General features: G+C 63.5%; 24 protein-coding genes and 1 pseudogene. 10 read left to right on the top strand and 15 right to left on the bottom strand.

Annotated elements, in window-relative coordinates:
* The 5 genes from Q0L48_RS08600 to Q0L48_RS08580 form a co-directional block, all read right to left on the bottom strand.
* Positions 1-223, bottom strand: a 223-nt coding sequence (locus Q0L48_RS08600) for a hypothetical protein (RefSeq protein WP_296719667.1), incomplete at its 3' end; no start/stop codon positions are given.
* A 417-nt stretch (positions 224-640) separates the two neighbouring features.
* On the bottom strand, positions 641-775 hold the full coding sequence (locus Q0L48_RS08595) for a hypothetical protein (protein WP_296719664.1): 135 nt from the start codon (positions 773-775) through the stop codon (positions 641-643).
* A gap of 252 nt (positions 776-1,027) precedes the next feature.
* Positions 1,028-1,192 (bottom strand): hypothetical protein, encoded by a 165-nt coding sequence (locus tag Q0L48_RS08590; protein WP_296719662.1) that lies wholly within the window; start codon positions 1,190-1,192, stop codon positions 1,028-1,030.
* Positions 1,189-1,659, bottom strand: a complete 471-nt coding sequence (locus tag Q0L48_RS08585; RefSeq protein ID WP_296719660.1) for a hypothetical protein — start codon at positions 1,657-1,659, stop codon at positions 1,189-1,191. The genes Q0L48_RS08590 and Q0L48_RS08585 overlap by 4 nt, the downstream gene beginning before the upstream one ends.
* Positions 1,653-1,799, bottom strand: a complete 147-nt coding sequence (locus tag Q0L48_RS08580) for a hypothetical protein (RefSeq protein WP_296719659.1) — start codon at positions 1,797-1,799, stop codon at positions 1,653-1,655. Before Q0L48_RS08580 ends, Q0L48_RS08585 begins: the two co-directional genes overlap by 7 nt.
* On the opposite strand from Q0L48_RS08580, the gene Q0L48_RS08575 reads away from it, so the two are divergent.
* Complete coding sequence (locus Q0L48_RS08575) at positions 1,800-2,453, top strand: DUF3800 domain-containing protein (protein ID WP_296719656.1); 654 nt, start codon at positions 1,800-1,802, stop codon at positions 2,451-2,453.
* 215 nt (positions 2,454-2,668) lie between these two features.
* On the opposite strand, the gene Q0L48_RS08570 is transcribed toward Q0L48_RS08575, so the two are convergent.
* Positions 2,669-3,634, bottom strand: a complete 966-nt coding sequence (locus Q0L48_RS08570; protein ID WP_296719653.1) for an IS1595 family transposase — start codon at positions 3,632-3,634, stop codon at positions 2,669-2,671.
* Between the two features lie 692 nt (positions 3,635-4,326).
* On the opposite strand from Q0L48_RS08570, the gene Q0L48_RS08565 reads away from it, so the two are divergent.
* The 4 genes and pseudogenes from Q0L48_RS08565 to Q0L48_RS08550 all read left to right on the top strand — a co-directional run bounded on the left by Q0L48_RS08565 (position 4,327) and on the right by Q0L48_RS08550 (position 12,559).
* A complete protein-coding gene (locus Q0L48_RS08565) occupies positions 4,327-7,302 on the top strand; it encodes a TonB-dependent receptor (protein ID WP_296719652.1) in 2,976 nt (991 codons plus the stop codon).
* Positions 7,303-7,373: 71 nt separating this feature from the next.
* Positions 7,374-7,917: pseudogene (locus Q0L48_RS08560) on the top strand (IS110 family transposase); the annotation flags it as partial.
* Between the two features lie 624 nt (positions 7,918-8,541).
* On the top strand, positions 8,542-9,999 hold the full coding sequence (locus Q0L48_RS08555; protein WP_296719648.1) for a hypothetical protein: 1,458 nt from the start codon (positions 8,542-8,544) through the stop codon (positions 9,997-9,999).
* A gap of 31 nt (positions 10,000-10,030) precedes the next feature.
* Positions 10,031-12,559 carry an Hsp70 family protein gene (locus Q0L48_RS08550; protein WP_296719645.1) on the top strand — a complete coding sequence of 843 codons (2,529 nt, stop codon included), beginning with the start codon at positions 10,031-10,033 and terminating at the stop codon, positions 12,557-12,559.
* A 12-nt stretch (positions 12,560-12,571) separates the two neighbouring features.
* Here Q0L48_RS08550 and Q0L48_RS08545 read toward each other — a convergent pair whose 3' ends face one another.
* From Q0L48_RS08545 to Q0L48_RS08525, 5 genes are all read right to left on the bottom strand, one after another.
* On the bottom strand, positions 12,572-12,766 hold the full coding sequence (locus tag Q0L48_RS08545) for a biotin/lipoyl-binding protein (RefSeq protein WP_296719643.1): 195 nt from the start codon (positions 12,764-12,766) through the stop codon (positions 12,572-12,574).
* Between the two features lie 39 nt (positions 12,767-12,805).
* Positions 12,806-13,552 (bottom strand): HAD family hydrolase, encoded by a 747-nt coding sequence (locus Q0L48_RS08540; protein ID WP_296719640.1) that lies wholly within the window; start codon positions 13,550-13,552, stop codon positions 12,806-12,808.
* Positions 13,549-14,463 carry an aminotransferase class IV gene (locus tag Q0L48_RS08535; RefSeq protein ID WP_296719638.1) on the bottom strand — a complete coding sequence of 305 codons (915 nt, stop codon included), beginning with the start codon at positions 14,461-14,463 and terminating at the stop codon, positions 13,549-13,551. The genes Q0L48_RS08540 and Q0L48_RS08535 overlap by 4 nt, the downstream gene beginning before the upstream one ends.
* Before the next feature lie 141 nt (positions 14,464-14,604).
* Positions 14,605-15,126: a hypothetical protein gene (locus Q0L48_RS08530; RefSeq protein WP_296719636.1), complete on the bottom strand. Its 522-nt coding sequence runs from the start codon at positions 15,124-15,126 to the stop codon at positions 14,605-14,607.
* Positions 15,127-15,215: 89 nt separating this feature from the next.
* Positions 15,216-17,132: a DUF1036 domain-containing protein gene (locus tag Q0L48_RS08525; RefSeq protein WP_296719635.1), complete on the bottom strand. Its 1,917-nt coding sequence runs from the start codon at positions 17,130-17,132 to the stop codon at positions 15,216-15,218.
* A 122-nt stretch (positions 17,133-17,254) separates the two neighbouring features.
* Between Q0L48_RS08525 and Q0L48_RS08520 the strand changes: the two genes are divergently transcribed.
* The 5 genes from Q0L48_RS08520 (at position 17,255) to Q0L48_RS08500 (ending at position 21,722) form a co-directional block, all read left to right on the top strand.
* Positions 17,255-18,175, top strand: a complete 921-nt coding sequence (locus Q0L48_RS08520; RefSeq protein ID WP_296719632.1) for an ABC transporter ATP-binding protein — start codon at positions 17,255-17,257, stop codon at positions 18,173-18,175.
* The gene (locus Q0L48_RS08515) at positions 18,172-18,927 is read left to right on the top strand and encodes an ABC transporter permease (protein ID WP_296719631.1); all 756 of its coding nucleotides are present in this window, start codon (positions 18,172-18,174) and stop codon (positions 18,925-18,927) included. The genes Q0L48_RS08520 and Q0L48_RS08515 overlap by 4 nt, the downstream gene beginning before the upstream one ends.
* Before the next feature lies 1 nt (position 18,928).
* Positions 18,929-20,029, top strand: a complete 1,101-nt coding sequence (locus Q0L48_RS08510) for a sensor histidine kinase (protein ID WP_296719628.1) — start codon at positions 18,929-18,931, stop codon at positions 20,027-20,029.
* Positions 20,026-20,631: a DNA-binding response regulator gene (locus Q0L48_RS08505; protein ID WP_296719627.1), complete on the top strand. Its 606-nt coding sequence runs from the start codon at positions 20,026-20,028 to the stop codon at positions 20,629-20,631. Before Q0L48_RS08510 ends, Q0L48_RS08505 begins: the two co-directional genes overlap by 4 nt.
* A gap of 95 nt (positions 20,632-20,726) precedes the next feature.
* Positions 20,727-21,722, top strand: coding sequence for an acyl-CoA thioester hydrolase/BAAT C-terminal domain-containing protein (locus Q0L48_RS08500; RefSeq protein ID WP_296719624.1), 996 nt, complete (start codon positions 20,727-20,729; stop codon positions 21,720-21,722).
* Between the two features lie 48 nt (positions 21,723-21,770).
* On the opposite strand, the gene Q0L48_RS08495 is transcribed toward Q0L48_RS08500, so the two are convergent.
* The 4 genes from Q0L48_RS08495 to Q0L48_RS08480 form a co-directional block, all read right to left on the bottom strand.
* A complete protein-coding gene (locus Q0L48_RS08495) occupies positions 21,771-22,295 on the bottom strand; it encodes a hypothetical protein (RefSeq protein ID WP_296719622.1) in 525 nt (174 codons plus the stop codon).
* Between the two features lie 80 nt (positions 22,296-22,375).
* The gene (locus tag Q0L48_RS08490; protein WP_296719619.1) at positions 22,376-23,731 is read right to left on the bottom strand and encodes a HAMP domain-containing sensor histidine kinase; all 1,356 of its coding nucleotides are present in this window, start codon (positions 23,729-23,731) and stop codon (positions 22,376-22,378) included.
* Positions 23,728-24,408, bottom strand: coding sequence for a response regulator transcription factor (locus Q0L48_RS08485; protein WP_296719615.1), 681 nt, complete (start codon positions 24,406-24,408; stop codon positions 23,728-23,730). The genes Q0L48_RS08490 and Q0L48_RS08485 overlap by 4 nt, the downstream gene beginning before the upstream one ends.
* Positions 24,409-24,523: 115 nt before the next feature.
* Positions 24,524-25,414, bottom strand: a complete 891-nt coding sequence (locus Q0L48_RS08480; RefSeq protein ID WP_296719612.1) for an SH3 domain-containing protein — start codon at positions 25,412-25,414, stop codon at positions 24,524-24,526.
* Positions 25,415-25,508 lie beyond the last annotated feature (94 nt).

The raw sequence follows: 25,508 nt of genomic DNA, 5'->3' as shown, positions 1-25,508 counted from the left end.
TACCCGCGAGCCCCCCTTGTGCCGGCCGCCATTGCAGAAAATGGCTCGGCACGATCGGGGCAACACGACAATCGAGGACCAAGAGCTCGATTTCGCCGATGCTGAATCTCCAAGCGCGCGCATCAATGGCTAGAAGGTCCTGGTCCGCAGCATCAGCGGAGAAGAACTGTTCTCGATCCGGCTGGATGGAGAGCTTGCAGATGCAGGCTTCGGAGTACCACATGATTTGCGGTTCAACCTCCCTTCGCAAGGCAATCGCTTTATTGGCGAAGTCCGACCTTAGCCTTTTCCGCAGGATGATCGCGCTTTCCCCCGGGGTCAGGTACCGGGTAAAGCTTTGGCGATTGTGTCTTTTACAAACCCACGGCTAAGGCGCTGTAAAACAGCGATTTGTCAAGCGCTTACGAGGTAGAAGAATAACCGCATGACCAGCCAGCAGAAAGTCACGGCCCACGCGAAAAGCAGGATGCCAGCTTCGAGTTCTGTTGCTGATGGGTGACGCATGGTGTGGTTTAACCGGATTGGTGAGGGGTGGGAGGCCGCCTTAGGACTTGACGCAGGAATCCGACTCTGATTCAAGAGACAAAGGCCGCCGAGGTTTCCCCCGACGGCCCCCATTCAAGGCTCGAAGGTTAGAACCTTAGTTCTTCGGACCCTTCTTGCCCGTCTTGTAGGCCTCAACGACCGTCGTGGACGGACGGCGCTGAGCCTCGCGAACGGTGATGATGCGACCAGTACGCGCATCACGACCCCGTTCATGGGTGTTCTTGCTCATGGGATTTCTCCTGGTGAGCGCGAACGGTTGGTCCGTTCTCCCGAAGGCACCGTGTGCGCCTCCCGCCGTCAAAGGCTCGACAGCGCCTAGGGTTCTCTTTCCAACAAACCTATGATTCCCGCCTAACCGCTTGAAGGCGAGTCTCTTTGTGGCGTTATCCACGATTAGCCGTATGCAGATTTGGCGGGGAACGAGGTTAGAAAAGCAAAAGGCCCCGCGTTTTGCGGGGCCTTAATGTAACTTCTGATTGGGTTATGCGTATTGACGGCGGCCGCGGGGCTTCTTTTCCCTGCTGGCGGTGACGACGGTGTAGCCATCGTCGGTGGGCTTCACGAATATCTCACGGTCACGCACAAGGCGCTGCAAACCAAGCACAGCCTTGCCGGAGACATGCGTGTAGATGCGTTTATCTGTCATCGCTGCTCTCCTTTCACTAGTTCCTCATATGCCCTTCTGCGGGTGTCTGCCAAGGACTTTTCGTACAAGAAGGCCTCTGCATCCTGATCGGCTCCGAGTTGAGCGTCTATCCAAGCGCGCAAATTCGCAAACTTCTCAAACGTGTCGCCAGCATACTCAAGCAAGCTTTCTACAACCTTAGCGTCATCCTCGTCGGGCGTACCTGGCTCTTCGGTCACAGCACCCTCTTTCAGGGTGCTGAGAGGCACCCCGCCCGTGACCTTAAGAAAGCCCGGCAACTCGATATCGTCGTTGCGGAAGCGCTCTGCTAGGTTCTGAGCTGCTGTAGAAATTGGGGCGCGAAGCATATAGACGATAGTCAGCGCCGCCGTAGGCCACGCCCATGCGGCGATGATAGTTGCCCAATGTTCCGTAGGGCCGGGGATGGCCCTTAGAAAAGCGCCGAACGCTTCAGCAGTCTTCAGCAATCTTTTTGCTCTTGGCTTGCCGCTGGGTCCTTTTTCACCAACTTACCAAGCCGATCTTTGAAGCGCTGCTCGTCGTCGTCGCACTCAAGTTCGCGTGCGGCTTGCTTGAACTTTTCAAGTTGCTGTTTATCAGCATCCATATGGATAGATTCCTTTTTTCCGATGAAGCTGGCGACTTTACGTTCAATCGCAACAACAACGTGAGCAGATATTTCATTATCTGCACCGTGACGACAGATACACTAGATTTGGCCGAAGCGCTAACGCGCCTCCGCCATGATCTTTTAAGGGAACGCGCTCCGCTGGGCGACTGCTTTCACGCCACTACCGACGCGCAGAATGTGCGCGATAGGGTGTTCGCAACCATGATGCAGCACGACTTCCGCTTTCAGTTTACGGCCTGCGAAAAATCCAAGGCTGAACCCCAAGTCACCGCAAGCAAAGAGCGCTTCTATAAGATCCCTTGGTTTTACCATTTTCGCCACGGCATCGCGCCCCATCTCCAGCCCGGAGACAGGCTAATAGTCACGGCGGCGTCGATTGGGTCGAAGAAAGAACGGGCGAGTTATACATCGGCGCTGCGTGACGTAGTGAACCAATCAGCACCTACAGTGGACTGGGCAATCGATTTCCGCCCCGCTCTTGCTGACCCAATCTTGCAGGCCGCTGATTACTGCGCTTGGGCTGTCCAAAGAGCTTGGGAAAGGCGCGACACTCGATCAATTGATCTAATTCACAGCCGCCTCACGTACAGCTACGATCTCTGGCAACGAGGCAAGAAGCACTACTATTGAAAAATGTGCAGCCCGCCATATCGGCGATCTTGGCTATCTCATGAAAGGCCCAGGGGCCTTTATCACCAAGCAAGGGCTGCGAAGCATAACTTAAAGTTATTCTCTGATTTGTCAATAGAATCAGGACATTAAATTTCTTAATGTATCGAGTCACTTAGCGCCAGCGGCTACGTTTGCGCGGTTCAAAGCCGGGCAACCAAAGCTGTAAAGGTTTCTTAGGCGTTCGAACGAGGCCCTTCATAGGTGAGGCGCTTGCCAACGATGCCCTGCACAGCGTTCACGGCGCGCTGGCGGTCGTCAACGCCGTTTGCGATGCGGTTGTTGTAGCGGAACTCAAACTCCGCAAGGTAGCGGTGCAGGTGATGCTCGGCGCAATGCTGGTACACGCCGCGCATACCGCGCTTGAAGATCGAGAACGCACCTTCAACGGTGTTGGTGTGAATGGTGCGGTCGTTCAGATCGACGTAGTTGAAAGCGGCGTGAACCGTGGTGCCATGCTCGGCAAACTCACGGCCAATCTTACGGTACATCTTGGCTTCGTCAGTCATGAGGCGGGCTTCGCGGGCAATGTTGGTGCGGACAATCGGGTGAATGTCCTTGGCGCGGGCATTGTCGATATGGAACCAACGGCTTTGGCCGCTGTCGCGGTCAACCAGTGCGAGTACGGCCATCTTGTGACCAGTGCCCTTCTGTACGCCGCGACCCTTGCGGAAGCCGATGTAGGTTTCGTCGACTTCAACCGCGCCGCCGGTTGAGCCGAACGGGGTCGCCAGATCGCCCGAACGCATGGCTTCGCGGATACGGTGCGCAAGGAACCAAGCGCTCTTGTACTGCACTTCGAGAACGCGGCTAAGCTGGTGGGCACTGATGCCCTTCTTGCTGGAAACGATCAGGTGAACGGCCTGCAGCATTTTGGTGAGGGGAAGGCGCGCATGTTCAAACACGGTGCCAACCTTGGCCGTGAACTGCTTTCGGCACTCGCCACACTTCTTGAGGCCGTGACGTACCTTGCCCTCGGGGTTCTTCTTGCTGGCCTTCGAGCGAACGCCTGACAGGTCGTACACGCGACCGCCAACCACGCCGCAATGCGGGCAGACAACTCCGTCCACCCACACGATGCTTTCAAGGTACTCGAAAGCCTTGGCTTCGTCGTGGAAGTGGGGGGAAGAAAGTACCGACATGGTTCAACGCTCCTTACCCCATTCTTCTAGGGCAAGCCGTTGGGTTTGTAAAGTACATAATCGCCAAAGCTTTCCCCTCTGCCTGACTGTCTGGTCTAACCTGGATCCGGCGACCGCGATATTGACTGCTTGCACGCGGAAGAAGCGGATGCATGTCCTGTGATGCAGATCCGAAGTTTCTCTGGAGCGTTGTTCGCAGTTTGCGGACTTCGCTGTGCTCCCGGCTGCAGCGCAGCAGCGCGCGCTGCTTGATCACTGGGCGGGCTAAAAAGCACCGTCCGCAACCTCGCATCTCAGGACCCATCCCATGCGAACGGGAGCGCATGGGCGCCAAGGCCTTCATCCGAACGATATCGTTCGGGGTGCAGACCCATCATTTACATTCCTGTACACCTGAATTCTAGAACGAGTAAAAGTTTATCGCTTCTGATGTGAATAAACTGTGACGCACAAGACATCAGTGAAATGTCCTCTGCAATCTCAGTAGAAACCTTGTTGCATCCGGATCCGCTTCACTCATGATCGTCACATCGCAGTTCGTGTGAGCTTCAGGGGGCCCAGCGGAAACTATCAAGATCGATTCACCAAAACTATATCCGGGCACCAACACCAACCCCTCAAATTTGAAGCTGTGATCTGACGCACGCGGTGCGTCGGACGAAGAGTTTTGGCGAAAGTAGAGGAAGAAACGAATGAGAAAAATATCCAGACTTAAGTTCGGTGCCGCCAGTATGGCGCTGGGCATCGCGATGGCGGCTTCGCCTGCTATGGGTCAAGATCAGGCCGCCGGTGAGACCGTCGAACAAGAAGCCTCCGCTCGCGGCATCGTCGTGACCGGCTCGCGCCTCGCTTCGAAAGAAGTCACTTCGCCTGCGCCGCTCCAAATCGTCGACGAACAGCTGATCGAAGACGCCGGCGTCATCAACATCCAGGAACTGCTGCTCGAAAATCCGGTTTTCGGCACGCCCGCCCTCAGCCGTACCAACGCCGCCTTCCTTACTTCGGGAACCGGCATTGCTACCATCGATCTTCGCGATCTTGAATCGGATCGTACGCTGGTCCTCATCAACGGTCGCCGAGTCGTCTCCAGCCTCGCCGGCTCTTCGACGGTCGACCTTAACGTCATCCCGACCCAATTCTTGCAGCAGGTCGACATCCTGACCGGCGGCGCTTCGTCGCTCTACGGCTCGGACGCTGTCGCCGGCGTGGTGAACTTCGTCTACAAGACCGATTTTGAAGGTGTCGACGCAAACGCGCAGTATAACATTACCGAGCGGGGTGACGATGCGCGTTACCAGGCCAACGTGACCGTCGGCACGAACATCGACGACGGCCGTGGCAATATCATGGTCCATTTCGGCTACTCGAACGAAGAAGGCTTGCTATCGCGTCAGCGTGCCAACACCCGTGTGGACGATCTCGACTCCGTCTACTTCGACGGCGAATTCGGCGTCCCGACCGAGCCGTTCTTTTCCTCGTTTACTCCGCAGGGCAGCTTCACTACCGCTAACGGGCAGTTCACTTATGATCCCGCCGGCAACCTGCAGAACTGCGTGACTGTCAATGGTCCGACCTGTACCGCAACCATCGGTTCAGGCACCGGCCCGAACGGCTTCAACCGTCAGAACTTCCGCACCCTCGCGGTGCCAGTCGAACGTTACATCTTCGCTGCGCGCGGTACGTACGAAATCGCGAACGATGTAAACTTTTTCTTCGAAGGTACGTTTAACAACACCTCCTCGTCGCGCATTATCGAGCCGTTTCCACTCGAGTCCGGCGGTGCTAATGGGATATTCCCGACCGATGGCGGTTTCAACGTCGAAAACTATCTGCCAGGCACCGATACCATTGTGGCTAACCCGTTCGTTCCGCAGGAGATTTTGAATGCCGCGGAAGACAGCAATGGTGACGGCCTGCGGGATATCGGCTTCGTCCGCCGCCTTTCGGAGTTCGGCAACCGGACCGGTTCGACCGAGCGTAACTTCTACCGCTTCGTCGTCGGCTTCGACGGTTCGCTGTTCGATGATCGCTTCCGCTGGGACTTCAGCTATAACTACGGCCGCGTGAACGAAAACCAGGTCTCCTCGGGTCAGGTCAACGTCGTGAACTTCCGTGATGCGCTCGCGGTCCGTGCCGAAGTCGGTGACGAGAACGGAAACGGTATCGCCGGTGAAGCGATCTGTATCGATGCAGAAGCTCGCGCTAACGGCTGTGCTCCCGCCAACATCTTTGGTGCAGGCTCACTTTCGCAGGCTGCCGTGAACTATATCGCCGCGCAAGGCACGTTCCAGACCGGGATTACCCAGCAGGTCCTGCAGGGCAACATCGGCGGCGACCTGTTCGACCTCCCCGGCGGAGCCGTCGGCATCGCCGCAGGCTTCGAATATCGTAAGGAATCCTCCTTCGCGGATAACGACGCGCTGACCAACGCCGGCCTCAACGCCGGGAACGTACTGCCCGATACCCGAGGTTCGTTCGACGTGAAGGAAGCTTACGCCGAATTGCGCGTACCGTTGCTGGCAGACAGGCCGTTCTTCAAGCTGCTCGAAATCGGCGGTGCGGTGCGTATCTCTGACTACTCGACGGTCGGTTCGGTGATCAGCTGGAACGGCACCGCTACCTGGCAGCCGATCGAAGACGTTCGTCTGCGTGGTACCATCGCCGAAGCGGTGCGTGCGCCGAACGTGGGTGAACTGTTCTCGGGTCTGTCGCAGACCTTCCCGAGCGGTCTGGTCGATCCCTGCGCAGGGATCGGTGCAACCGGTGGCGGTGCCCTTGGCGACAACTGCCGCGCCGCTCCGGGTGTGGCAGCCAACATCGCCGCCAACGGCGTGTTCACCTTGAGCCAGCCTGACATTCAGGGCATTTCCGGCTTCAACGGCGGCAATCCGAACTTGGGTGAGGAAACCGCCCGGTCGTATACGGCCGGTATCGTGATTAACCCGCGCTCGTTCGACGCGCTTCGCAACCTCACGATCACGGGCGACTACTACAACTACGAAATCGAAGACGTGATCTCCGGCTTCCCCCGGCAGTTCACCCTAGATCAGTGCTATGCTGAGGGCAACCAGACCTTCTGTGACCTGGTCACCCGTCGTCCGGCGGCCACTGCGAACAACAGCGCGGGTTCGATCGATCTGATCAACGCCCTGTCGGTGAACGCAGCTGTCCTCAAGACGTCGGGCTTCGACATCACGGCCCAGTGGTTCACCGAACTTGGCCTCATGGAGAACGACCGTCTGACACTGCGGGGTGCCTATACCCACGTGCTCGAATACGACTTCTTCTCGCTGCCGGACGAGGATCCCGATCGCTTTGACGGCGAAATCGGCACGGCGAAGGATCGGTTCACGGCCAACGCTGCTTACCAAACCGATGATTTTCGGGTGACGTTCAACGGAACCTTCATTGGGTCTTCGTTTGTCGACGACCAGTTCGACGGGCCGCGCGTGTATGAGATCCCTGCCGAGTTCTACCTCGATGCGCAGGCGACCTTCTTCGCGGGCGACGAGTTCGAAGTGTACCTCGGTGTGGACAACCTGCTCGACAACGATGCTCCGAATATCCTTAACGGTATTCCTGGCAACGTGACTGGTTCGGACACCGCCGCAGACGTCTACGACGTGTTCGGTCGCCGCTACTACGCGGGCGTTCGCATCCGCCTCTGATCAAGGGGCAGATATGAACTCGAGAACGGCGGGGCGTTTGCCCCGCCGTTTTTGCGCGGCTGGGTCGACTTTACCAGACCCTTAAGACATTAGCGACGCACAAGACTGACCGCAACGATGCCCGCGGGCTGGCGCAACTGGCGAGGTCTGGCTTCTGTAAGTCCGTGCACGTAAAGTCGCTTCCGGCACATGCGGTGCGAGCGCTGATCATCGCTCGTAAAAAGTTGGCCGGTCAGCAGGTCACGCTCGAGAACCAGATCCGCGGGCTGGCAGTGGTGCTCGGGGTCCGGCTACCGCGTGGGTTAAGTTCCGCGTTTGTAGACCAAGTGATCGCCATGAGCGACGGGATCGCCGGCCTGTCTGGCGCCGTGCGCGGGCTCGTTGCCGCCCGAGACGCAGTGCTCGGGGCGATTGCGGCGATCGACGCAGATATGAAGAAGCTCGTCCGTGCCTCCGATGCCTGCCGCCGGAAAGGGCGAATTGAAGCTGAAGGACTGGGCGTTCGCAATCGCCACGCGCTCGACCATGCGCAAGGCGCAGATCGCGCTCGCCCGCCGCCTCGCGATCATCATGCACGCCATGCTGCACGATGGCACCGAGTTCCAGCCGGCCTGACTTTCGGCCAATACAAGACAGGAGGCCGCACCGAGCTTCCGAGCGGAAGCGAACGCCCGAGGGAGGGAACAGATGATGGCGCCGATGCTGTAGCATGCGGCCGACCCGTCGACCGACTGCGGTTTCAACCAAGCCACGCTCGCAACCAGCTGACCCCATCAAGTGCCGAAAATGAGCACGCAGAGACCACAGGCACCCAAAGGTATCATCCGCTCAGGACCGAGCAGCCAGATCTTGACCCATTAGAGGACATAATCGGGCGGATAGTGGGCGAAGAAGTGGGATCGTTTCACTCAAAAAATTCCACGCATATGCGTGGAGAGAACAGGAACATCAGGGGCACTAGAGGGGGCATATATTGAATAATCGCGTATAAAGCATGTTATTTTTAAGCCTTTTAGAATTCTGCTGTGGATCCCTCCGTCTCCGCCACCTGCCTCGGATAAGATTGCATAATCCCCCCCACGGGGTGCCAGTTGCCGTAAGCGTTTCCCGGCGAGCAGTTTGCCGGGCCAACCGAGACCGTCGACTAAGGCACCGCCGCGGATTGTCGGCAGCCCTGCGTTAGGCGCATATTTACCTCTGCCTGTCATGACGTAAACGTCTGGCAGCAGGGGTGAAATCATGTTTTGGAACCGGATCGCCAAGAAGCCGGCGAGCCCCGAGATTGACGAGGCCGAACAGCAGCGGGCGGCGCAGGCCTCGCAGCGGCTCGGGCGGCTGGTGTCGCGTCAGCGCGACGAAAGCGCGCAGAGCGAGGCTGCGCAAACGCCCGATGCAGCTGCGCTTGCGGCGACCTTCGCCGACTGCGGCTTCCTGATCCTTGGCGTGCCTATTGCGGCGAGCGCCGCGGATATCCGCCGCGCCTTTGACGATCTGTCGTTCGATGAGGATGCCGATGGCGATGCCCTCTCCCAGGCGCAGGCGGCGCTGCTTTCGCCGCGCGACCGGCTGGGCCATGAACTTGCCTGGCTGCCGGGTTGCGACGCTGCCACCCAGAGCCGCGCCTGCGGAGCGATCCGGCAGGGGGACTGCGATGCGATCGATGCGCTGCGCTTTGCCGCCAGCGGCCTCGCCCGGCTGAACCTCGCCTGCGCGCTGCTCGCCGCCCGGCCACGTGATCCTGCGGTGCTGGTCGGCATGCTGACGGACATGGGACGCTGGGATACGGAGGCCACGGTCGAGGCGATCGCCGCAAGCCGCGCTGCCGCAGGCATGCGCGCCGCCGAGGCCGACCATATCGATGTTGCCATTCACGAACGGCGGGCTGCCATCGCGACGCGCATCGCCGAAGCGGCGGCAGCCACCCGCGAGGGGCGGCAGGCGCTCACCCGAACCATCGAAACGAGCGGTGCATCCGGCCTTGCGCTGGAGGCGGTGGTGGCTGCCTATGCCCGGACCATCGATCCGCAGGTGCAGGGTCTGCAGGCGCGGATGAACGATGGCGTGGCCAGCCTCAGGACCAATCCGCGCCAGCCAGCGGTGCTGACCAGCATCGTAACCACGCTCGATCTGTGGTCGCAGCTTCGCCTGCCCTTGCAGAAGCTCGAGGCGGCGCGGGGCCTCGACGATCCGGCCTCGGCAACCTTGTTCGAGGGGCTGCGCGATCTCGGGATCGAACTGGCCAACCAGCATGGCATCCAGACCGAAACGCTGCGGCTGATGCGCGCGCTCAAGCAGGCCTTTATCCATGTCCCGGGCGTGCAACCGATGATCGCGAAGGACCTGCCGACGGTTATCGGCAACGTGTGTTCGGCGCAGATGGAAAAGCTGGTCGAGGAAACGGTCGCCAACCTTGCCAAATTTGCCGCAGAGCTGCGCGATCACGGCTTCGGCGGCGGGCCGCGCATCATTCGGCTGATCGACTGCTTTGTCGATTTTCATGAGGCCCAGCCGACCTACGAAGCGCCCTTCCTGATGATCCGGCACCTCGCGATCGAGCTCAACAACAAGTGTTCGGCCCCGGCCTTGGGGCTGCTGGTGATCGAATGGCTGCTCGATCATCGCGTGCCCGAACCCGCCAATTCGCGGCTGGTACAAGACATGTGTCAGCTCCAGCGCAACATCAATCAAAGCCGCTGATCGGCAGCTTCATTGCAGGACCACCAACACGATGTATCTCGGTATCGATCTCGGCACGTCCAATTCGGTGATCGTCAGCAACCGTGCCGGGCGGCTCGAACTGTTCAAGACCATCACCGGCGAAGACGTGCTGCCTTCCGTGGTGATGCGCGACCGCAGCGGCAACATCAACGTCGGACGGCGCGCCTACGAGCAGATGCGCATGGCGCCCGAAGGGATCGCCGCACGCTTCAAGCGGCTGCTCGGCACCAGCACGGCCCTGCCGTTTGGTCCGGACGGCGGCAGCATCACGCCGGTTGAGGCGAGCGCGGCGGTAATCGGCGAGTTGCTGCGACAGGCGTCCGCACGGATCGGGGATGAGGCCGTCCACGGTGCGATCGTCACCGTGCCTGCCGCCTTCAACCAGATGCAGAACGAAGCCACAATCGCGGCGGCGCGCGCCGCGGGGCTGGAGCAGGTCGGACTATTGCAGGAACCGGTCGCAGCGGCGATGGCCTGCATGGAAGATCCGGGCTCACGCGACGGACTGTTCCTGGTCTACGATCTTGGCGGGGGGACCTTCGATGCGGCGCTGGTGCGTGCGCTTGGCGGAAACGTCACGGTTGAGGCGCATGAGGGCATCAACATGCTCGGCGGCACGGATTTCGACCGCATGATCCTCGAAACGATCGTTGAACCTTGGCTGCGGAAGAATTTTGTCCTGCCCACCAACATCGCCGCATCGCCTCAGGCGCAGCGGCTGCTGGCGCTGGTCAAGGCGCATATCGAACGGGCCAAGGTGGAGCTGTCGTCCGTCACCGAAACCATGATCGCCATCAGCGAGCACGAAACCGGGATGCGCGATCTCGATGGTCAGCCGATCTGGTGCGAAGTGACGCTGCACCGCGCGGATGTGGAACGGATCGTCGCCGAACGCATCGACCGCTCAATTGAATTGTGCCGCAAGATCCTTGCCGACAATGGCTATCAGGCGTCTGACGTCGACAAGGTGGTGCTGATCGGCGGACCTTCGCGTATGCCGGTTGTGCGCGACCGGGTGCCGTGCGAGCTGGGCATTGCCTTCGATCATGATATCGACCCGATGACCGCGGTTGCGCGCGGCGCGGCGATCTACGCCGAAGGGCGCGAATGGCAGCCGGTTGCGGCAAAGCCCGGCGAAAAGATCGCGAGCGGCAGCAAGCAGGCGCGCCGCCGCGAGGAATCCGCCGACATCACCTATGATTACGAAGCCCGCATCACCGGTGATCGCGCGCGCATCCGCGTGGTGGCGACCGGCGCTGCGGAGGGCTGGCAGGTCTGCGCGAGCGGGCCGGCAGGCGAGGACTACGGCAGCCGTGCGGTCAGTGAAAAGCCGGTCTTCGCGATTGCCCTTGCGCCCGGCGAAACGGTCGTATCGATGCTGGTCACCGACGCCGAAGGTCAGCCGGTCGAAGCGGCTTGCCGCAATCTCGTGCTGACCCGCGTTACCGCCATCGCCTCGGGCGCGCCCTGCACCGCAACGATTGCGGTCAAGGTCGAAGAAAGCGACGGCGAGCGCGGGATCAACGTGCTCGAACCGCTGATCGCCAAAGGCGAGGTGCTGCCCAAATCGGGCCAGCGAACCTTCCGCGCCGCGCGCAAGGTCATGCCCGGCACGGACGATTGCATCGACGTCGAACTTTACGAGGCCGCCGAGGGCGTGCCGGAGCCCGAGGCCAATCTGCTGATCGGCGCATTCCGCCTGACCGGACGCGACATGCCGGTGCACGCCCGCCCGCTGATGCCGGGCGACGAGGTGGTGCTGCACTGGTCGGTCGACGACAACCAGCTGATCCGCGCATCGGTGGAGCTGCCGGGCTGCGGGCTGCACCTATCCGATCACAGCTTCTATGCCGATGACCTTGCGCATATCGATTTCGGCACCGATGGCCGCCGGTTCGCTACCGAGGCGCTGCTCGCGGCGGAGCTCGATCTCTACGCGTTGCGCGGGACGGCGATGGCGGTGCTCTCCCGCGAGATCGGGCTGCTGCAGGAGCGCATCGACGACCAGCAGGAACGGCTCAATCAGGCCTGGGAGGCCGACACCTTCCGCTCGATCACCGAAGAACTGCGGTTGCTGCGTCAGGAAATCTCGCGTCTGCGCCATAAGCCGAAGGCGCGCGAATTCGAGCTGCAAAGCCAGGTCGACGAACTGGAACAGCGCGCAAGGCGCAATTCCGCCAATCTGACCGAAGCCGGCCTGACCGAGCTCGGCGGCCATATCACCACCGCGCGCAACGCGCTCGCTCAGCAGCAGTTCGGCATATGCGAGCGGGCGCTCGAAGCGGGTGAACGGGTGATCACGCGCGCCGTCGTGGAAAGCCCCGGCTTCATCACAGCAGCCTACATGCATGCCCGCACCCAACGCCATGCGGCGGTGGACAAGGCGAAATTCGATCAACTCGTATCGCTCGGCGATACGGCCGCAGCGGCGGACGACGAAAACCGGCTGCGCAAGATCTTGACCGACATGCACGCGATACTTGTCACCGCAGGAGGCCAGACCGCCGATGCGACCGCGCAGGCAGGGTTACGACGCTGACCGGCGCCGCTTCTATTTCTCCCGCCCCGCCTCGCTCAGCGCCTCATCCGCAGTGGCGAGCGCCAGGTCGAGCTCGATCAGCAACTCGCCCTTCTTGATGAACTGGCCGTTCTTCACGTGGATCACGCGCACCGCGCCGACCTCGATCGGCTGCACGATCTTGACGTTCTCGCCCGGCACGGTCTTGCCCACGGCGGTCGCAACCACTTGCAGGTCGCGAGCGACCCAAGCAAACTATCCGATCGGCTAAACCGCAACGCGATAGGCAGCCAGCCGCTCGTAGTACGGAAGCGCCGCATCCGCAATGCGCTGCAAATGGCCGGGCAAGGACGGTAACTCGGAACCGGCTTGCACAGCAAAGCCGGTGCTTTGCTCGACCGATCCGTACCAGGCCGGAGCCCAGACCCCGTCGCTTGCGCGTCGGCCCCTGGGCCAGCTGAGCATGGCGCGGTCGAATGGAATGGAAAGCGCAGCGCATAACTTGCGCAAGATACATTCCGGGTCGCGCAGCACATCGTCGCTATCGACGACGGGAGGGGCTGCGCCGGTATCATCCGCGAACCTGTCGAACAGCTCCACCTGACGCACGAGGCCAATGTCCGACAGCGCCACATCCTCGCGCTTTGCCGCGTATGAGGCGAGCACTCGCTGCGGTGCGCGGATCAGGAAGGCGTGACGAAAACCGCTCATCCAGTCGAGACCGAATGCCGGCAGCATGTGATGCGTCATGTGTTTCTGATACCAGATGGCCGCACCCCCGTTATCGGCGGTTTGCGGCAACGGTCCGGCGAGGCTTGCCGCAACGTCCTGCCATTCCGTCGGCTGCGACAGGAGAACATCGTCCCGCATCGGGTGGTCCAGCCCGGTCGCGGCGAGATAGGCGGCATAAAACGGCTCGTCGCTGACAACGCAATCGCTGCGGTTTTCAAACGCCCGCATCATTGCGGTCGACAGGTTGCGCGGGCCTGACCACATGGCGATCCGGATTGTCATTGCTCTGCGTACTCCTTGGCATAGGCATCCTTCAGCCGTTCATAGTGCTGCGCGATGGCGATGGTGACCGGCCCCGGCGCTGAACCCAGGTCGCGGCTATTGACGCTTCCGACAGCGGTGACACCGCCCATGGTCCCGGTGACGAACACCTCATCGGCGGCCAGCAGATCATCCGGCAGCCAATCGCCTTGCTGCAAGGGTGCCGCCCCGTCGCGGCACAGCGCAATCACGTTGCCCCGTGTGATCCCGTTGAAGCAGAAATCATCGCGCGATGTGAAGACCGTGCCACCCTTAACCCAGAAGAGATTGGTCGCGTTGCAGCTCGCCACAAAGCCCCGATGGTCGAGCATGATCGCCTCGTCGGCACCGCTGTCCATCACATCGAGCAGCGCGCGAATGTAATTGAGCCGGCTGTGGGTGTTCAAATGCATGTCGAAAATGTCGGGCGGCGAGGTCCGGATCGTGGACATTGCCAGCGCCAGCGGCCGCGCTTCGGCGGAGCGCAGCTTGAATTCGGCAGTTGCGGCGATGGTGGGCGCGCCGAGCGTGAAGCGCGGGTCCTGGTTGATCGTCGACTTGCGGCCGCGCGTCACCATCAGCCGCACATGCGCCCCGTCTTCCATCCCGTTGGCGCGCAGAAGATCCCCGAGGCTGGCGGTCAATGCCTCGCGGGTCATGCCGATCTCGATACGAAGCGCCGCTGCGCCGTGATAAAGACGATCGAGATGCGCTTCCACAAACAGCAGCGCGCCCTTGTGCAGGCGCAGCCCTTCCCAGACGCCATCACCCAGCGCGAAACCGGCATCGAACAGCGATACCTGCGCCTCATGCGCCGGAACCAGCGATCCATTGAGCAGGACCATCAACGCATTGTTGCGGGTATCGGGGGTAAAGTCCTGGCTGCCGGGCATATGCTGTTCTCTTTTGCAGACGTGTGAGTGTTGACCTCTCCAGCCCATCGCTGCCGGGTTCAAGGCTCTCCATCATGTGCGGAATACCTCAAATGCGCCGGATTGCCATGTCACTCAAAGCGCAAAAGGCCGCTGTTCCGGTCAGACCAGCGGCATGATCGCAATACGATCCATCCCCCACAAGTGATCGCGTACCGACAACACGGTGTAGTGGGTCTTGTAGAGGATTTGCAGGCTGGTTTCCGAACGCGTCGGCCCGCAGGATGTGAGCGTGGTCTTGTCCTCGGCGAACACCAGGTCGATGCGCCGCACCGCGCCCAATTCGTCCGGCCCCGAGATGGTGCCGGTGATCATCTTGCGCGGTCCCTCGATCCCTTCGCCGGTGAGCGATGTCTGCAAGTCCTTCAGCGCCGCCGCCACGGCCGGAGCGCTGCCCACCGCCAGGGCATCATCGGGCAGCCAGCCGGGCGCGAAGGTGACGAGAGTCGCATCCTCGTGCAGCAGATCTTCGAGCAGCGCTTCGTCGCCATCGCGCAGGAAGGCGACCAGCCGTTCTCCCAGCGTATCCTTTGCGGGCGGGCGGCGGACGCATGCCGCAGCCCCGGACGATGCCGCCAGTGCCGCCCCGGCGGCCAATCCCTTGAACAGATCACGTCGTTGCATCGCGTTCTCGCTCCTTGTTTTAGCCTAGCGTCAGGGGTCTTGGCGGGACACGCGGCCAGCTCGCGACCGACCAGAGCGCGTCCCCCCTCCTAATCGTGAAAATCGAACCTTGTCGGTGGCCCGGGGCGCACCGCGATCTGGGCGACGTCGCGCGGGCCACCCGGGCATTGCGCCTTGTCGGCGTGTTCGATGGGCGTCCCCGTGCCGCCGTTGAAGCACAGCTGCCCGCCGCCATAGCCGTAGCTTGCCACATCGGAGCGCGCCGTCAGGAAGATGTCGCCGGTCTTGGCCTTGCCGGTCATCGCATCGACGAGCTTCGTCGTGTGGCATTCGCCGCGCTTCACTGCCCACCATCCCTGCGACACGATCCCGCCGTTTTGCGGGCCGCGGTCGCTCGCGATCGCGAATTCAATGATCGGGCGGCTGGTCTTGTTGCAGACTTCCAAAGCCGTTTCCTTCGTCACCCGCGTGCCGGGTTCGAAGGTGAAGGTGTTCTCCTTACCCGCGCTAATCGCGAACCGATGCGAATTGAGCAGGTAGTCGTTTTCGTCGCAGGCGGAATTGTTCGCGTCCGTGATGGTGAATTCGGCCGCCCCGCTCACACAGAACGCCCCATCGCGCAGGTCCCATTCGGTCTGCTCGGCGATGCCCATCATGTAGACCGGACTGGCATAGGGTTGGCCGTCGTCGTCATCGGGGAGGATGAAATTGCGGCACCCTCCGTCGGCGATCTGGAGCCACCCCTCCGACGTCCAGCTGTGGATGCTCCGGCCCCCGCGCGGATCAGAGTAACCGATCGCTGCATACATCACCGGCTCGCCCGACCGGTTGCACACGAGCAGTTCGGTCGGGTAATGCACCGGGGCAGGGGGCGTGTATCCGATCGCGGTGCCCCTATCGGGGATGAAATCGCGGTCGCCGGGCGGTGTACCGGGGCCGGGTTCATAAGGGGCGGGTCTGTGAGGATCCTGTTGGTTCGGGGCGGGGGCATCCGGCCTTTGGGGACGGATATTGGTCGGCCGAAGCTTCAGGGTGTTGCGGACATAGGCCGCCTCACCCCCTGCCCCCGCCGTGATGCTGACACTGAAGCCGGTGAAGTTCCGGTCGTAGTCGTACCAGATCCCGCCGCCCGATCCGCCGAAGGCCTGGATGCCACCCGCGATGCCCTGTCCCGTGCCGCCGATGGCGTCATTCGCCGGCATGTGCATTCCGATCGTGAGCCCGACGCTTCCGCCGTAGCTGTTGATCTTCAGGGCCTGGCTTTCATAGGCGGTGGCATTGCGCACCCCCTCGACATCGAAGGCGAGCCCGGTTTCCAACTCGGCGCCGATGCCGGCCGCGCCGCCGCCGGCAATCCCGATGGTAACGGTCTTGAAGCCATGCCTGCGCGCGGCATCGAGCGTTTCCCCGTAGCAGGGGGTGCCCATGATGGCATCGTAGAAACCTTGGCCGCTGCCCCGGTTTATGCCCTTGAAACCGACAGCGCAGCGCGCCCACCTGCTGCTGAGGTCGAGGCTGAGCGGCGCAAGCCGTGCGGCATCCCTGCCCGACATGGCGATAACCGCGGGGACTTGCGTCACCATATCGGCCGGAACGGCGACAACCGCGTTGGCGGCGTCGCGCACCTGGTCGATCAGGTTGCCAGGTTTCTTCGGATCGTATTTCTTGCAACGCCCGGCATTGGGATCGAGCGGATTGCTGCTTCGCTCCACCAGCCCTTTGTTACAAGGCCTGCCCGGCCGCTGCCAGATCTTGCAGGCCTTCTGATTGAGCCCGCCGCACTTGCCTGCCGCCAGCGCCACCGATTTGAGAGGGCCTTCCGTAACCGGAACCGACAGGAACAGAGCCGCCAAAGCAGCGACAAAGACCAGATAGAGCTTTCTCAGGTACATCGAACCATTCCCCCCGGAATTGGCGACAGGTCTGGAATTTCGTTGATTCGTTGTGAAGCTAAAATGAACGCGAATATTGATATAGTTGTGCGGACTTCGACTAATGATCGTCATGCCCGCGCGCACGCATGATACTGTGCCAGAGGTGACATCCGTCATGCCGCCGCGCTGACGCCGGGCACTGCTGCGCCATCCGGCAGCGGGCTAGATCAAGCTCCGCAATCAGGAGAACGATCATGCCGCCCACTGCTTCATCGATCATCGCCGCGCTCGAAGGCGCGACCAAGGCCTATGGCGCCCACCGCGTGCTGGATGGTTTCGACTTCGCGCTGGAGGCAGGATCGGTCACTGCACTGCTTGGCCCCAACGGCGCGGGCAAATCCACTGTCGCGGGTCTGCTGACCGGGCGGCTGAGGGCCGATAGTGGCCGGGTGAGCCTGTTCGGACTCGAACCGTCCGACCGGCTGGCGCGGGCGCGGATGGGGATCATGCTGCAGTCGGGCGGCCTGCCCGAAACCCTGACCGTGGCCGAGGCAATTGATCTTCACGCCGGCTATTTCGCCCGCCGCCTGCCCACCGCCGCGGTGCTCGAACAGGCGGGCCTCACCGCGCTTGCAACCCGCCGCTGCGACCGGCTTTCGGGCGGCGAGGCGCGCAAGGTGCAGTTCGCACTCGCCATTTGCGGGGCGCCTGATCTGCTGGTGCTGGATGAACCGACCACCGGCTTCGACCCCGAAGCCCGCCGCACGATGTGGGATGTGGTCCGCGCCAAGGCCGATACGGGCGCGGCCGTGCTGCTCGCGACCCACCACATGGACGAGGCCGAGGCGCTGGCGGACCGGATCGTGGTGATCGCCGATGGCCGCATCCTTGCCGACGGCCCGCCCGCCGCGATCAAGGCGCAGGTCGCCGCCACCGCGATCAGGCTGCGCACGCGGCTTCCCGCCGACCACTTCCGCGCGCTGCCCGGCGTGGTCAAGGTGGAGAGCGTCGGAGCCGATCTGTCGCTGCTGACCACCGCGCCGCGCGCCAGCCTGGAGGCCGCTTTCGCGATCGACCCGGCGCTCCAGCACTTTGAAGTCACCGGGGCGAGCCTCGAAGATGCGCTCGCCAATCTTGTCCACGCCAATCGCACCACCCTGAAGGAGGCCGCATGATGTCCGCTCTGATCGCACCCGCACCCTCCGTCTATGCCCGCGAAAGCTGGGCCGAGATCATCAAATCGGCGCGCATGCCGCAGTTCATCATCCCCACTATCGCGCTGCCGCCTGCCTTCTACGCGCTGTTCGCGCTCGCCATGGGGCAGGGCAGCGCCGAGGTGGCGACCCGCACGCTCGCAACCTTCGGGGTTTTTGCGGTGATGGGCCCGGCGCTGTTCGGCTTCGGCGCCAATATCGCGGTCGAGCGCGAGAACGGCCAGCTGGAACTCAAGCGCCTCTCGCCCATGCCCGCAGGCGCGCAGATCGTGGCCAAACTTGCTGCGACGACGGTGTTCAGCATGGTGTCCTTTGCGATGCTCTATGCGCTCGGGCAGGCAGGCGGCGTCGCGCTTGGCGCGGGGCAGTGGGCGATGCTGGTGACCGTCCACACGCTGGCGATCCTTCCCTTCGCGCTGATCGGGCTTGGCATCGGCTACCGGCTTGGCCAGAAAGGCGCGGTTGCGGTTGCCAATATCGTGTTTCTGGCAATGGCTGTGCTGGGGGGACTGTGGATGCCGATTGCGGTCTTGCCCGAGGTCATGCAGGCCTTTGCGTGGGCGCTGCCGTCCTATCATCTTGGCGAGATCGCGCTGATGGCTGTGGGGCAACGCGAGGCGGCAAATCTGTGGCTCCATGCCGGCCCGCTGGCTCTTATCACGCTTGCTGCCGCCCTGTTCGCCTGGACGGGCGAGCGGCAGCAGGCGCGGTAGTATGACTGAGCTCGATCGCAGCGTGGCCAAGGGCCGGATGCTCCGATGGGAAGCCATCGATCATCCGGCCATCTGGCTGGCCTATCTCCCGCTGTTCTTCATTCCGTGGCTCATCAAGCTGCCTAGCCCCGCGCAGATGATCGGCGCCGGGGCGGGGCTGGCGGTGTTCCTCGCTGTCTATTTCGTCTCGCTGAGGGCGGCGGGCGCGCGGTTGGTGGTGCTGGCGGTCGCAGCCTTGCTGCTTGCTTTCGCGCTGGCCTTCACGGGCAGCAACTGGACAGTGATCGCGGTCTATGCCGCAGCAATGATCGCCGAACTGCGCCCGGCCCGGCGCGCCAGCCTCGGCGTGGGCGCCTTTGCCGCTGCCAGCGCCGCGCTGGCACTGCTCACCGGGCAACCCGCCATCTACTGGGTGCTTGGCGTGTTCCTGATGGTGATGGTCGGCATCGGCAACATCTCGCGCGCGGCCCTGCAGGACAAGAACCGCGAATTGGCCGCCGCGCAGGGCGAGGTGCGCCAGTTTGCCGCCGCTGCCGAGCGCGAACGGATCGGGCGCGATCTGCATGATCTGCTGGGCCGCACGCTCACCCTGATTGCGCTCAAGGCCGACCTCGCCGCGCGCCTTGCCGATAGCGCCCCGGACAAGGCCACCGCCGAAATGCGCGACATTGCCGCCGCCGCGCGCGAAGGGCTGGCGGAGGTGCGCGCGGCGGTCAGCGGCATGACCGGCGCCAGCCTCGCCCGCGAAATCGCCGGGTCCAAGGCCGCGCTCGCCGCCGCCGGGATCGCGTGCGAGGTTGAAGGCGATGCAGAGGCGATCGACCCCGGCACCAGCGCTGTGCTGGCCATGGCGCTGCGCGAGGCGGTGACCAATGTGATCCGCCATTCGGGCGCGCGCACGTGCCGCATCGCGCTGATCCAGCAGCCGGGCGGGCTGGAATTGAAGGTCAGCGATGATGGCGACGGGCAGGCCGTGCGCGCTGGCGGCGGGCTGGCGGGACTGACCTTGCGTCTCAATGCAGCAGGCGGAGAACTGGCGGTCGCGGGCGACCGGCGCGGCACCCGCCTGACAGCGCGCCTGCCGCAAGGGGCGGCGGCATGATCCGCCTTGTGATCGCCGAGGATCAGGCGCTGGTGCTGGGCGCGCTGGCGAGTTTGCTCTCGCTTGAAACCGACATCGACATTGTCGCGCGCGTCGGGGATGGTGCTGCTGCGTTGGCAGCGGTGCGCGAACTCGCGCCCGATATTCTCCTCTCCGATATCGAGATGCCGCAGATGACCGGCCTCGATGTCGCCGAAGCCATTGCCCGCGAAGGGCTGTCGGCGCGGGTGCTGATCGTCACCACATTCGGCCGCGCAGGTTATCTCAGACGCGCGATGGATGCAGGCGTGCGCGGCTACCTGCTCAAGGACACCCCCGCCGATGCGCTCGCCGCTGCGATCCGCAAGGTTGCCGAAGGCCGCCGCGCGATTGCGCCGGAACTTGCCGAACTCGCCTGGGATGCGCCCGCCAATCCCTTGACCGAACGCGAGCGCGATGTGCTGCGCCTTGCCGAGGAAGGCCGTTCGAACAAGGAGATCGCGCGCCAGCTCGACCTCTCCCCCGGCACGGTGCGCAATTACCTCTCCGAAGCCTCGGCCAAGCTGTTCGCGGCGAGCCGGATCGAAGCCGGACGCATCGCGCGCGAACGCGGGTGGCTGTGAACGCCATGACGCTTGTCACCCCCGCTGCCTGACAGCCTGCACTGCATCGCCAGCCCATTTTGCGGCACCCCTGCCTGCAACATGGGAGCGCAGCGATGACGGCGAGGAACGTGATTTTGGCGGCAGCGGGGATGCTCGCCTTGCTGGGCGCCGCCGCCCTTTTCAGGGGCCTTGCGCCGGACCGCTACGGCCTGCCGGAAATCGAAGTGCGGGATCCCGGCCCCACAGGTGAGCGGATCGATGAAGGCGGGCTGTTCGGCAATTTTTTCGCGCCGCTTGCTTCCGGCCCGCATCCGGCGGTGCTGCTGCTGGGCGGGTCGGAAGGCGGGTTGGGCGGCGGCACGCACCACATGGCGCTGGCCCTGCAGAAAGATGGCTTTGCCGTCCTCCACCTCGCCTATTTCGGCGCGCCGGGGCAGACAGGCACGCTGGAGGCGATCCCGCTGGAACTGTTCGACCAAGGGCTGGATTGGCTCAAGGCGCGGCCCGGGGTCGATCCCGATCGGGTCGCGGTGATGGGTGCATCCAAGGGCGCGGAGGCCGCCTTGCTGGTCGCCTCGCGCCGCCCCGATCTCGCCGCAGTAGTCGCCGGAATGCCGACCAGTGTCGTCTGGAACGGCAACAACTGGGCCAGCGGCGGACAGAGCGAGCGCGCCTCATGGACAGTTGGCGGCAAGGAGGTGCCGACCATGCCGTTTGGCGACTGGAATCAGGCCGATGGTGTCATCAGCGTCTACCGCACCATCGAGGACCCTGCCCGAAAGCCCGCAGCGGACCGCGCTGCCATCCCTGTCGAACGCGCCCGGGCCGGGGTGCTGCTGGTGTGCGGGGAGGCGGAAACGATGTGGCCTGCGTGCCCGATGTCGCGCCAGATCGCTGCGCGCAGCAAGGCGCGTTCCGGCCCAGCGGTAACAGTGCTCGCTTACAGAGATGCCGGCCATTTCGTGTTCGGCCCACCGATAGCCCGCGATCATCCCTTTTACTCGCGGCTCGGCGAATATGGCGGCAGCACCGATGGCAACGCCGCCGCGCGCGCCGACAGCTGGCCACGGGTGATTGCCTTTCTCGGGCGTGCGGTAGATGGCTCCTGACGGCGTGCTATCCTGCTCATACCGCAGGATCAGGTGGACCGGCCCGCATCAGTCGAAGACGATGTAGAATTCGGATTGCTCCGGCCCGGCATTCACGATCTCGATCTGGTGGCGCTGGGTGTAGAGCGGCACCCAGCGACATTCGATCGGATCGTCACTGGCAAGGCAGACCTGCCGTTCGGACTGGTCGCGCACCACCAGCCGGGGCACCGGGCCGCGCGAGACGCGCAGCACGATCTGCGCGCTGCGTCCGCCGAGAAAGGTCTGGTGGAGCTGCGTCGAAGCGCCCGGCCGCAGCGTAGCGGAGCGATAGGCCGGCCCCAGCGCACGCCCCCGCATCGGCGGGGAGCCATTAGGAAGGCTGGCGCGCCAGCGCTCCATAGCGGCGGCATCGTCATCGGTCTGCGGCGCCGCGCCCAAATGATCGAGCCGCAGCGTCGCCTGTGCCAACGCGGCGGTGTCCTGCGCCCGCTCGGCCATCGCCGCCATCATCAGCGCTTGGGCAACCTGCTCGGCCTTGCCGCGAACGCTGGCCGGTACGGCAGCGTCGGGCACGGAGGCGCTGGTTTTCACAGCCTGATCCGGGCCTGTGCACCCGCTGGCCAGCAACAGTACCGCCGCCGCGACTCCCATGCAAAGATGCCGCATCGCGATCATGCAGCCGCCGCGATGCGAAACACCGCGCCCCCCAGACCGCCTGCAGCAGGTTCCTCCAGCGTCAGCGCCAGTCCGTGCCGCTCGGCAATCGCGTGGGCCAGCGCCAGACCCAGCCCGCTGCCGGAGACTTCCTCGCCCTTGTTGCGCCCGCGATAGAACCGTTCGAAAATCCGCTCACGATCGCGCGGGTCGATGCCCGGCCCGTCATCGGCCACCACGAACACCGGGCCGGGTTCGAGCGTGACGGTGATGCTCCCACCGGACGGGACGTATTTGAGAGCATTGTCGAGCATGTTCGTCACCAATCTGCGCAATTGCCGTTCGTCGCCATCGATTGTCACATCGGGCGCGACGTTCCAGCGCAGTTCCAGCCCGCTTTCCTCCGCGCTGCCCGAATACAGGTCGCAAATCCCCGTCACCAGCGCGCTCAGATCGACCGGCGCAAGGCCGCTGCGGTCGCCGCGATGGGCCTTGCTCGCCGCGATATCGAGCAGCGATTCCAGCGTCTGGACGATCCGCCGGATTTCCGCCCGCGCCTCGGCCAGGCGCTCGGCAATCTGGGCATCGGGCTTTTCGGCCAGCGCTTTCACCAGCCGGTTATCGAGATGCGACAGCGGCGTGCGGATTTCATGCGCCAGCTGTTCGGAGGTGTCCTTGTAGGCTGCCAGCAGATCATTCATCCGCGCCAGTGCCGCGGCGCTATGCGCTGTCAGCTCGTCGATCTCGTCGCCCGCGCTGCTGCGCCGCGTGGCCACGAGGCCCGAACCGTCCTGCGGCTCGCGGAAGGCAAGATTGATCCGCTCGATCCGGCGCTGCAGCCCGAGCGCGGCGAGCCGTCCGAGCAGCGCCACCAATGCGACAAACACCGCTCCGCCCAACGCGAACGCCATGGTGAGGCTGGACAGCACCGGTGCGCGGATGGCCATGCTGCGCGCGACCACCAGCTTGAGATCGGGGCCGAGCTGCACCGCGCGGGCAAAGCCCTGCGAATTCTTGCCGATCGCAATCACCCCGCTTTCCGAAACCATCGGATCGAGCGCGGGCCAGCGCGGAAGATCGCCCGCGATCACCGTGCCGCGACTATCCGCCAGCAGGTAATGCGATGCGCTGCCTTCGACCGGGGTCAGCGCGACCCGGTCGGCAATGCGCGCTTCCAGTTCGGCCTGCCCGCCGGTTGCATAAATATCGGCAAGCCCGGCGAGATCGACGTCGACCTCTGTCTGCGCCGCCTCCTGCAGGCTCGTGCTGACTGTCTGGTGGGTCAGCCACCAGAGGCCAGCCAACAGCACCAGCGACAGCAATATCGCGCCCGCCACCAGCCGCGAGAATATCGAACGCCGCGCTTCGTTCACGGCATGCCGTCGAGCAGGCGATAGCCCGATCCCAGGATGGTTTCGAGCGCGGGGCGCGCGAACCCGTCCTCGAGCTTGCGCCGCAGCCGCCCGATATTGACGTCGACGACATTGGTCTGCGGGTCGAAATCCATCTTCCACACCTGCCGCAGCAGCATTTCGCGGGTCACCACCTCGCCCGCGTTTTCCATGAAATAGCGGAACAGCTCGAATTCCTTGGGGCTGAGCGCAAGGTGACGATTGTCGCGGAACGCGGTGCGCGCCTTCACGTGGCATTCGAACGCGCCGTACAGGATCACGGCGCTGTGTTCGCGCCCGGTGGCGCGGCGGTGCAGGGCTTTCAGGCGGGCGACCAGTTCGGCAGGCTCGAACGGCTTGGCAAGGTAATCGTCGGCGCCGGTATCCAGCCCGTCGGCGCGGTCGCTGCTGCGGCCCAGCGCGGACAGGATCAGGATCGGAGTGCCAATGCCGCCTTCGCGCAGCCGCCGGGTGATGGTCAGCCCGTCGATATCGCCGAGCATCCGGTCGAGGATGATGACATCGAAATTCTCCAGCCCCGCCCGCAGCAGCGCGGCGCTGCCATTATCCTCCCACACCAGCACATCGCCGGACTGCGCGAGGATATCGCCCACGGCCGCCGCCGAACGCGGATCGTCCTCGACATAGAGGATTCTCATGGGCGTTGTTTCCATTCTTCGCGTGTTCACGAAACCCCGGCGCCTCCCCTGCACGGGCTTGCTGCCACCGCTCACGCATCCGCGCAAGCGATGGCTGCCAGCCGGGCGGTGCCGGTCAGTTCAGGCTTTCGATCGAAACCCAGCCGACGGTGCCGAAATTGTCCTTCGCCTCGACGAACAGACCTTCGCGCTTGCCGGTCGGGGTCAGAGTGGTGCCGGCCCTGAGATCGCGGAGCACCTTGGCCTTGGCCGAGGGCGTTTCGAGCATCGCGGTGGCCGCAGCCACGGTCGCCAGACCGGATGCGGTTGCAGCGCCGCCGCCCCGCGGGACCGATGCGATGGTAGCCTTCTGGGCGACCAGTTCGTTGAAGGCGAGCACGAAGGCTTCGACCAGCATCTTACCGTCCTTGCTGGAACCGTAGCCTGCCGCCGCAGCGCCCGCAGTCCACGCACCAGCACCGCCGAAGCTCAGGGTGCTTTTTTTGACTACGCCCTGCCCGGTTGCGATCGCCTGGCCGCTGGCCGGGCTGAGCAGCTTGATCCCGGCGGCCAGCCGCTTTTTCTTTCCGCCGAAACCGCCGAACATGCCGAGCACCGCGCCGGCTCCGGGAACGCTGCTGAGAAGCGATCCCGCCGCGCCGGAACTCACCAGCCCCTGCATCGCCGCCGACTTGGCCACTTCGATCGACTGGTCGACTTCCTCGCTGTCGCCCGCGACCACGTTCATCAGGAAATCGGCCGCTTCGCCGCTGGCCGGGCTGTGCGGCGTGAAGCAGCCGGATTCGACCGCCAACGAATTTACCAGTTCGCGCGGGCTGCCGAGCCCGTACTCGGACCAGCCCTGCGTGTCGCCTTCGACCACCGCGATCGAGCCGAGGCTTTCGCTGCAGGTGGTCAGCTTGACCTCGGCATCCTTCGCCTGCACCGGCACCGCGATCACCGCCGCCGAGGCCAGCATCGCAGCGGCAAAGCTGCGGGCCGGCGCGCGGAAAAACATCTTCGTCATTGTCATACTCCCCATTGCATCCAATGCCGTCACCTTGCCGCACGCTGCAGGGGCCAGCCACACACATGGCCTGTCATGCACATGACAACTGCTG

Source organism: Erythrobacter sp. (genome assembly GCF_024305245.1).
Taxonomy (GTDB): domain Bacteria; phylum Pseudomonadota; class Alphaproteobacteria; order Sphingomonadales; family Sphingomonadaceae; genus Erythrobacter.
Note: the sequence above shows the minus strand (reverse complement) of the source record. Positions and strands in the feature narration are given on the sequence as shown.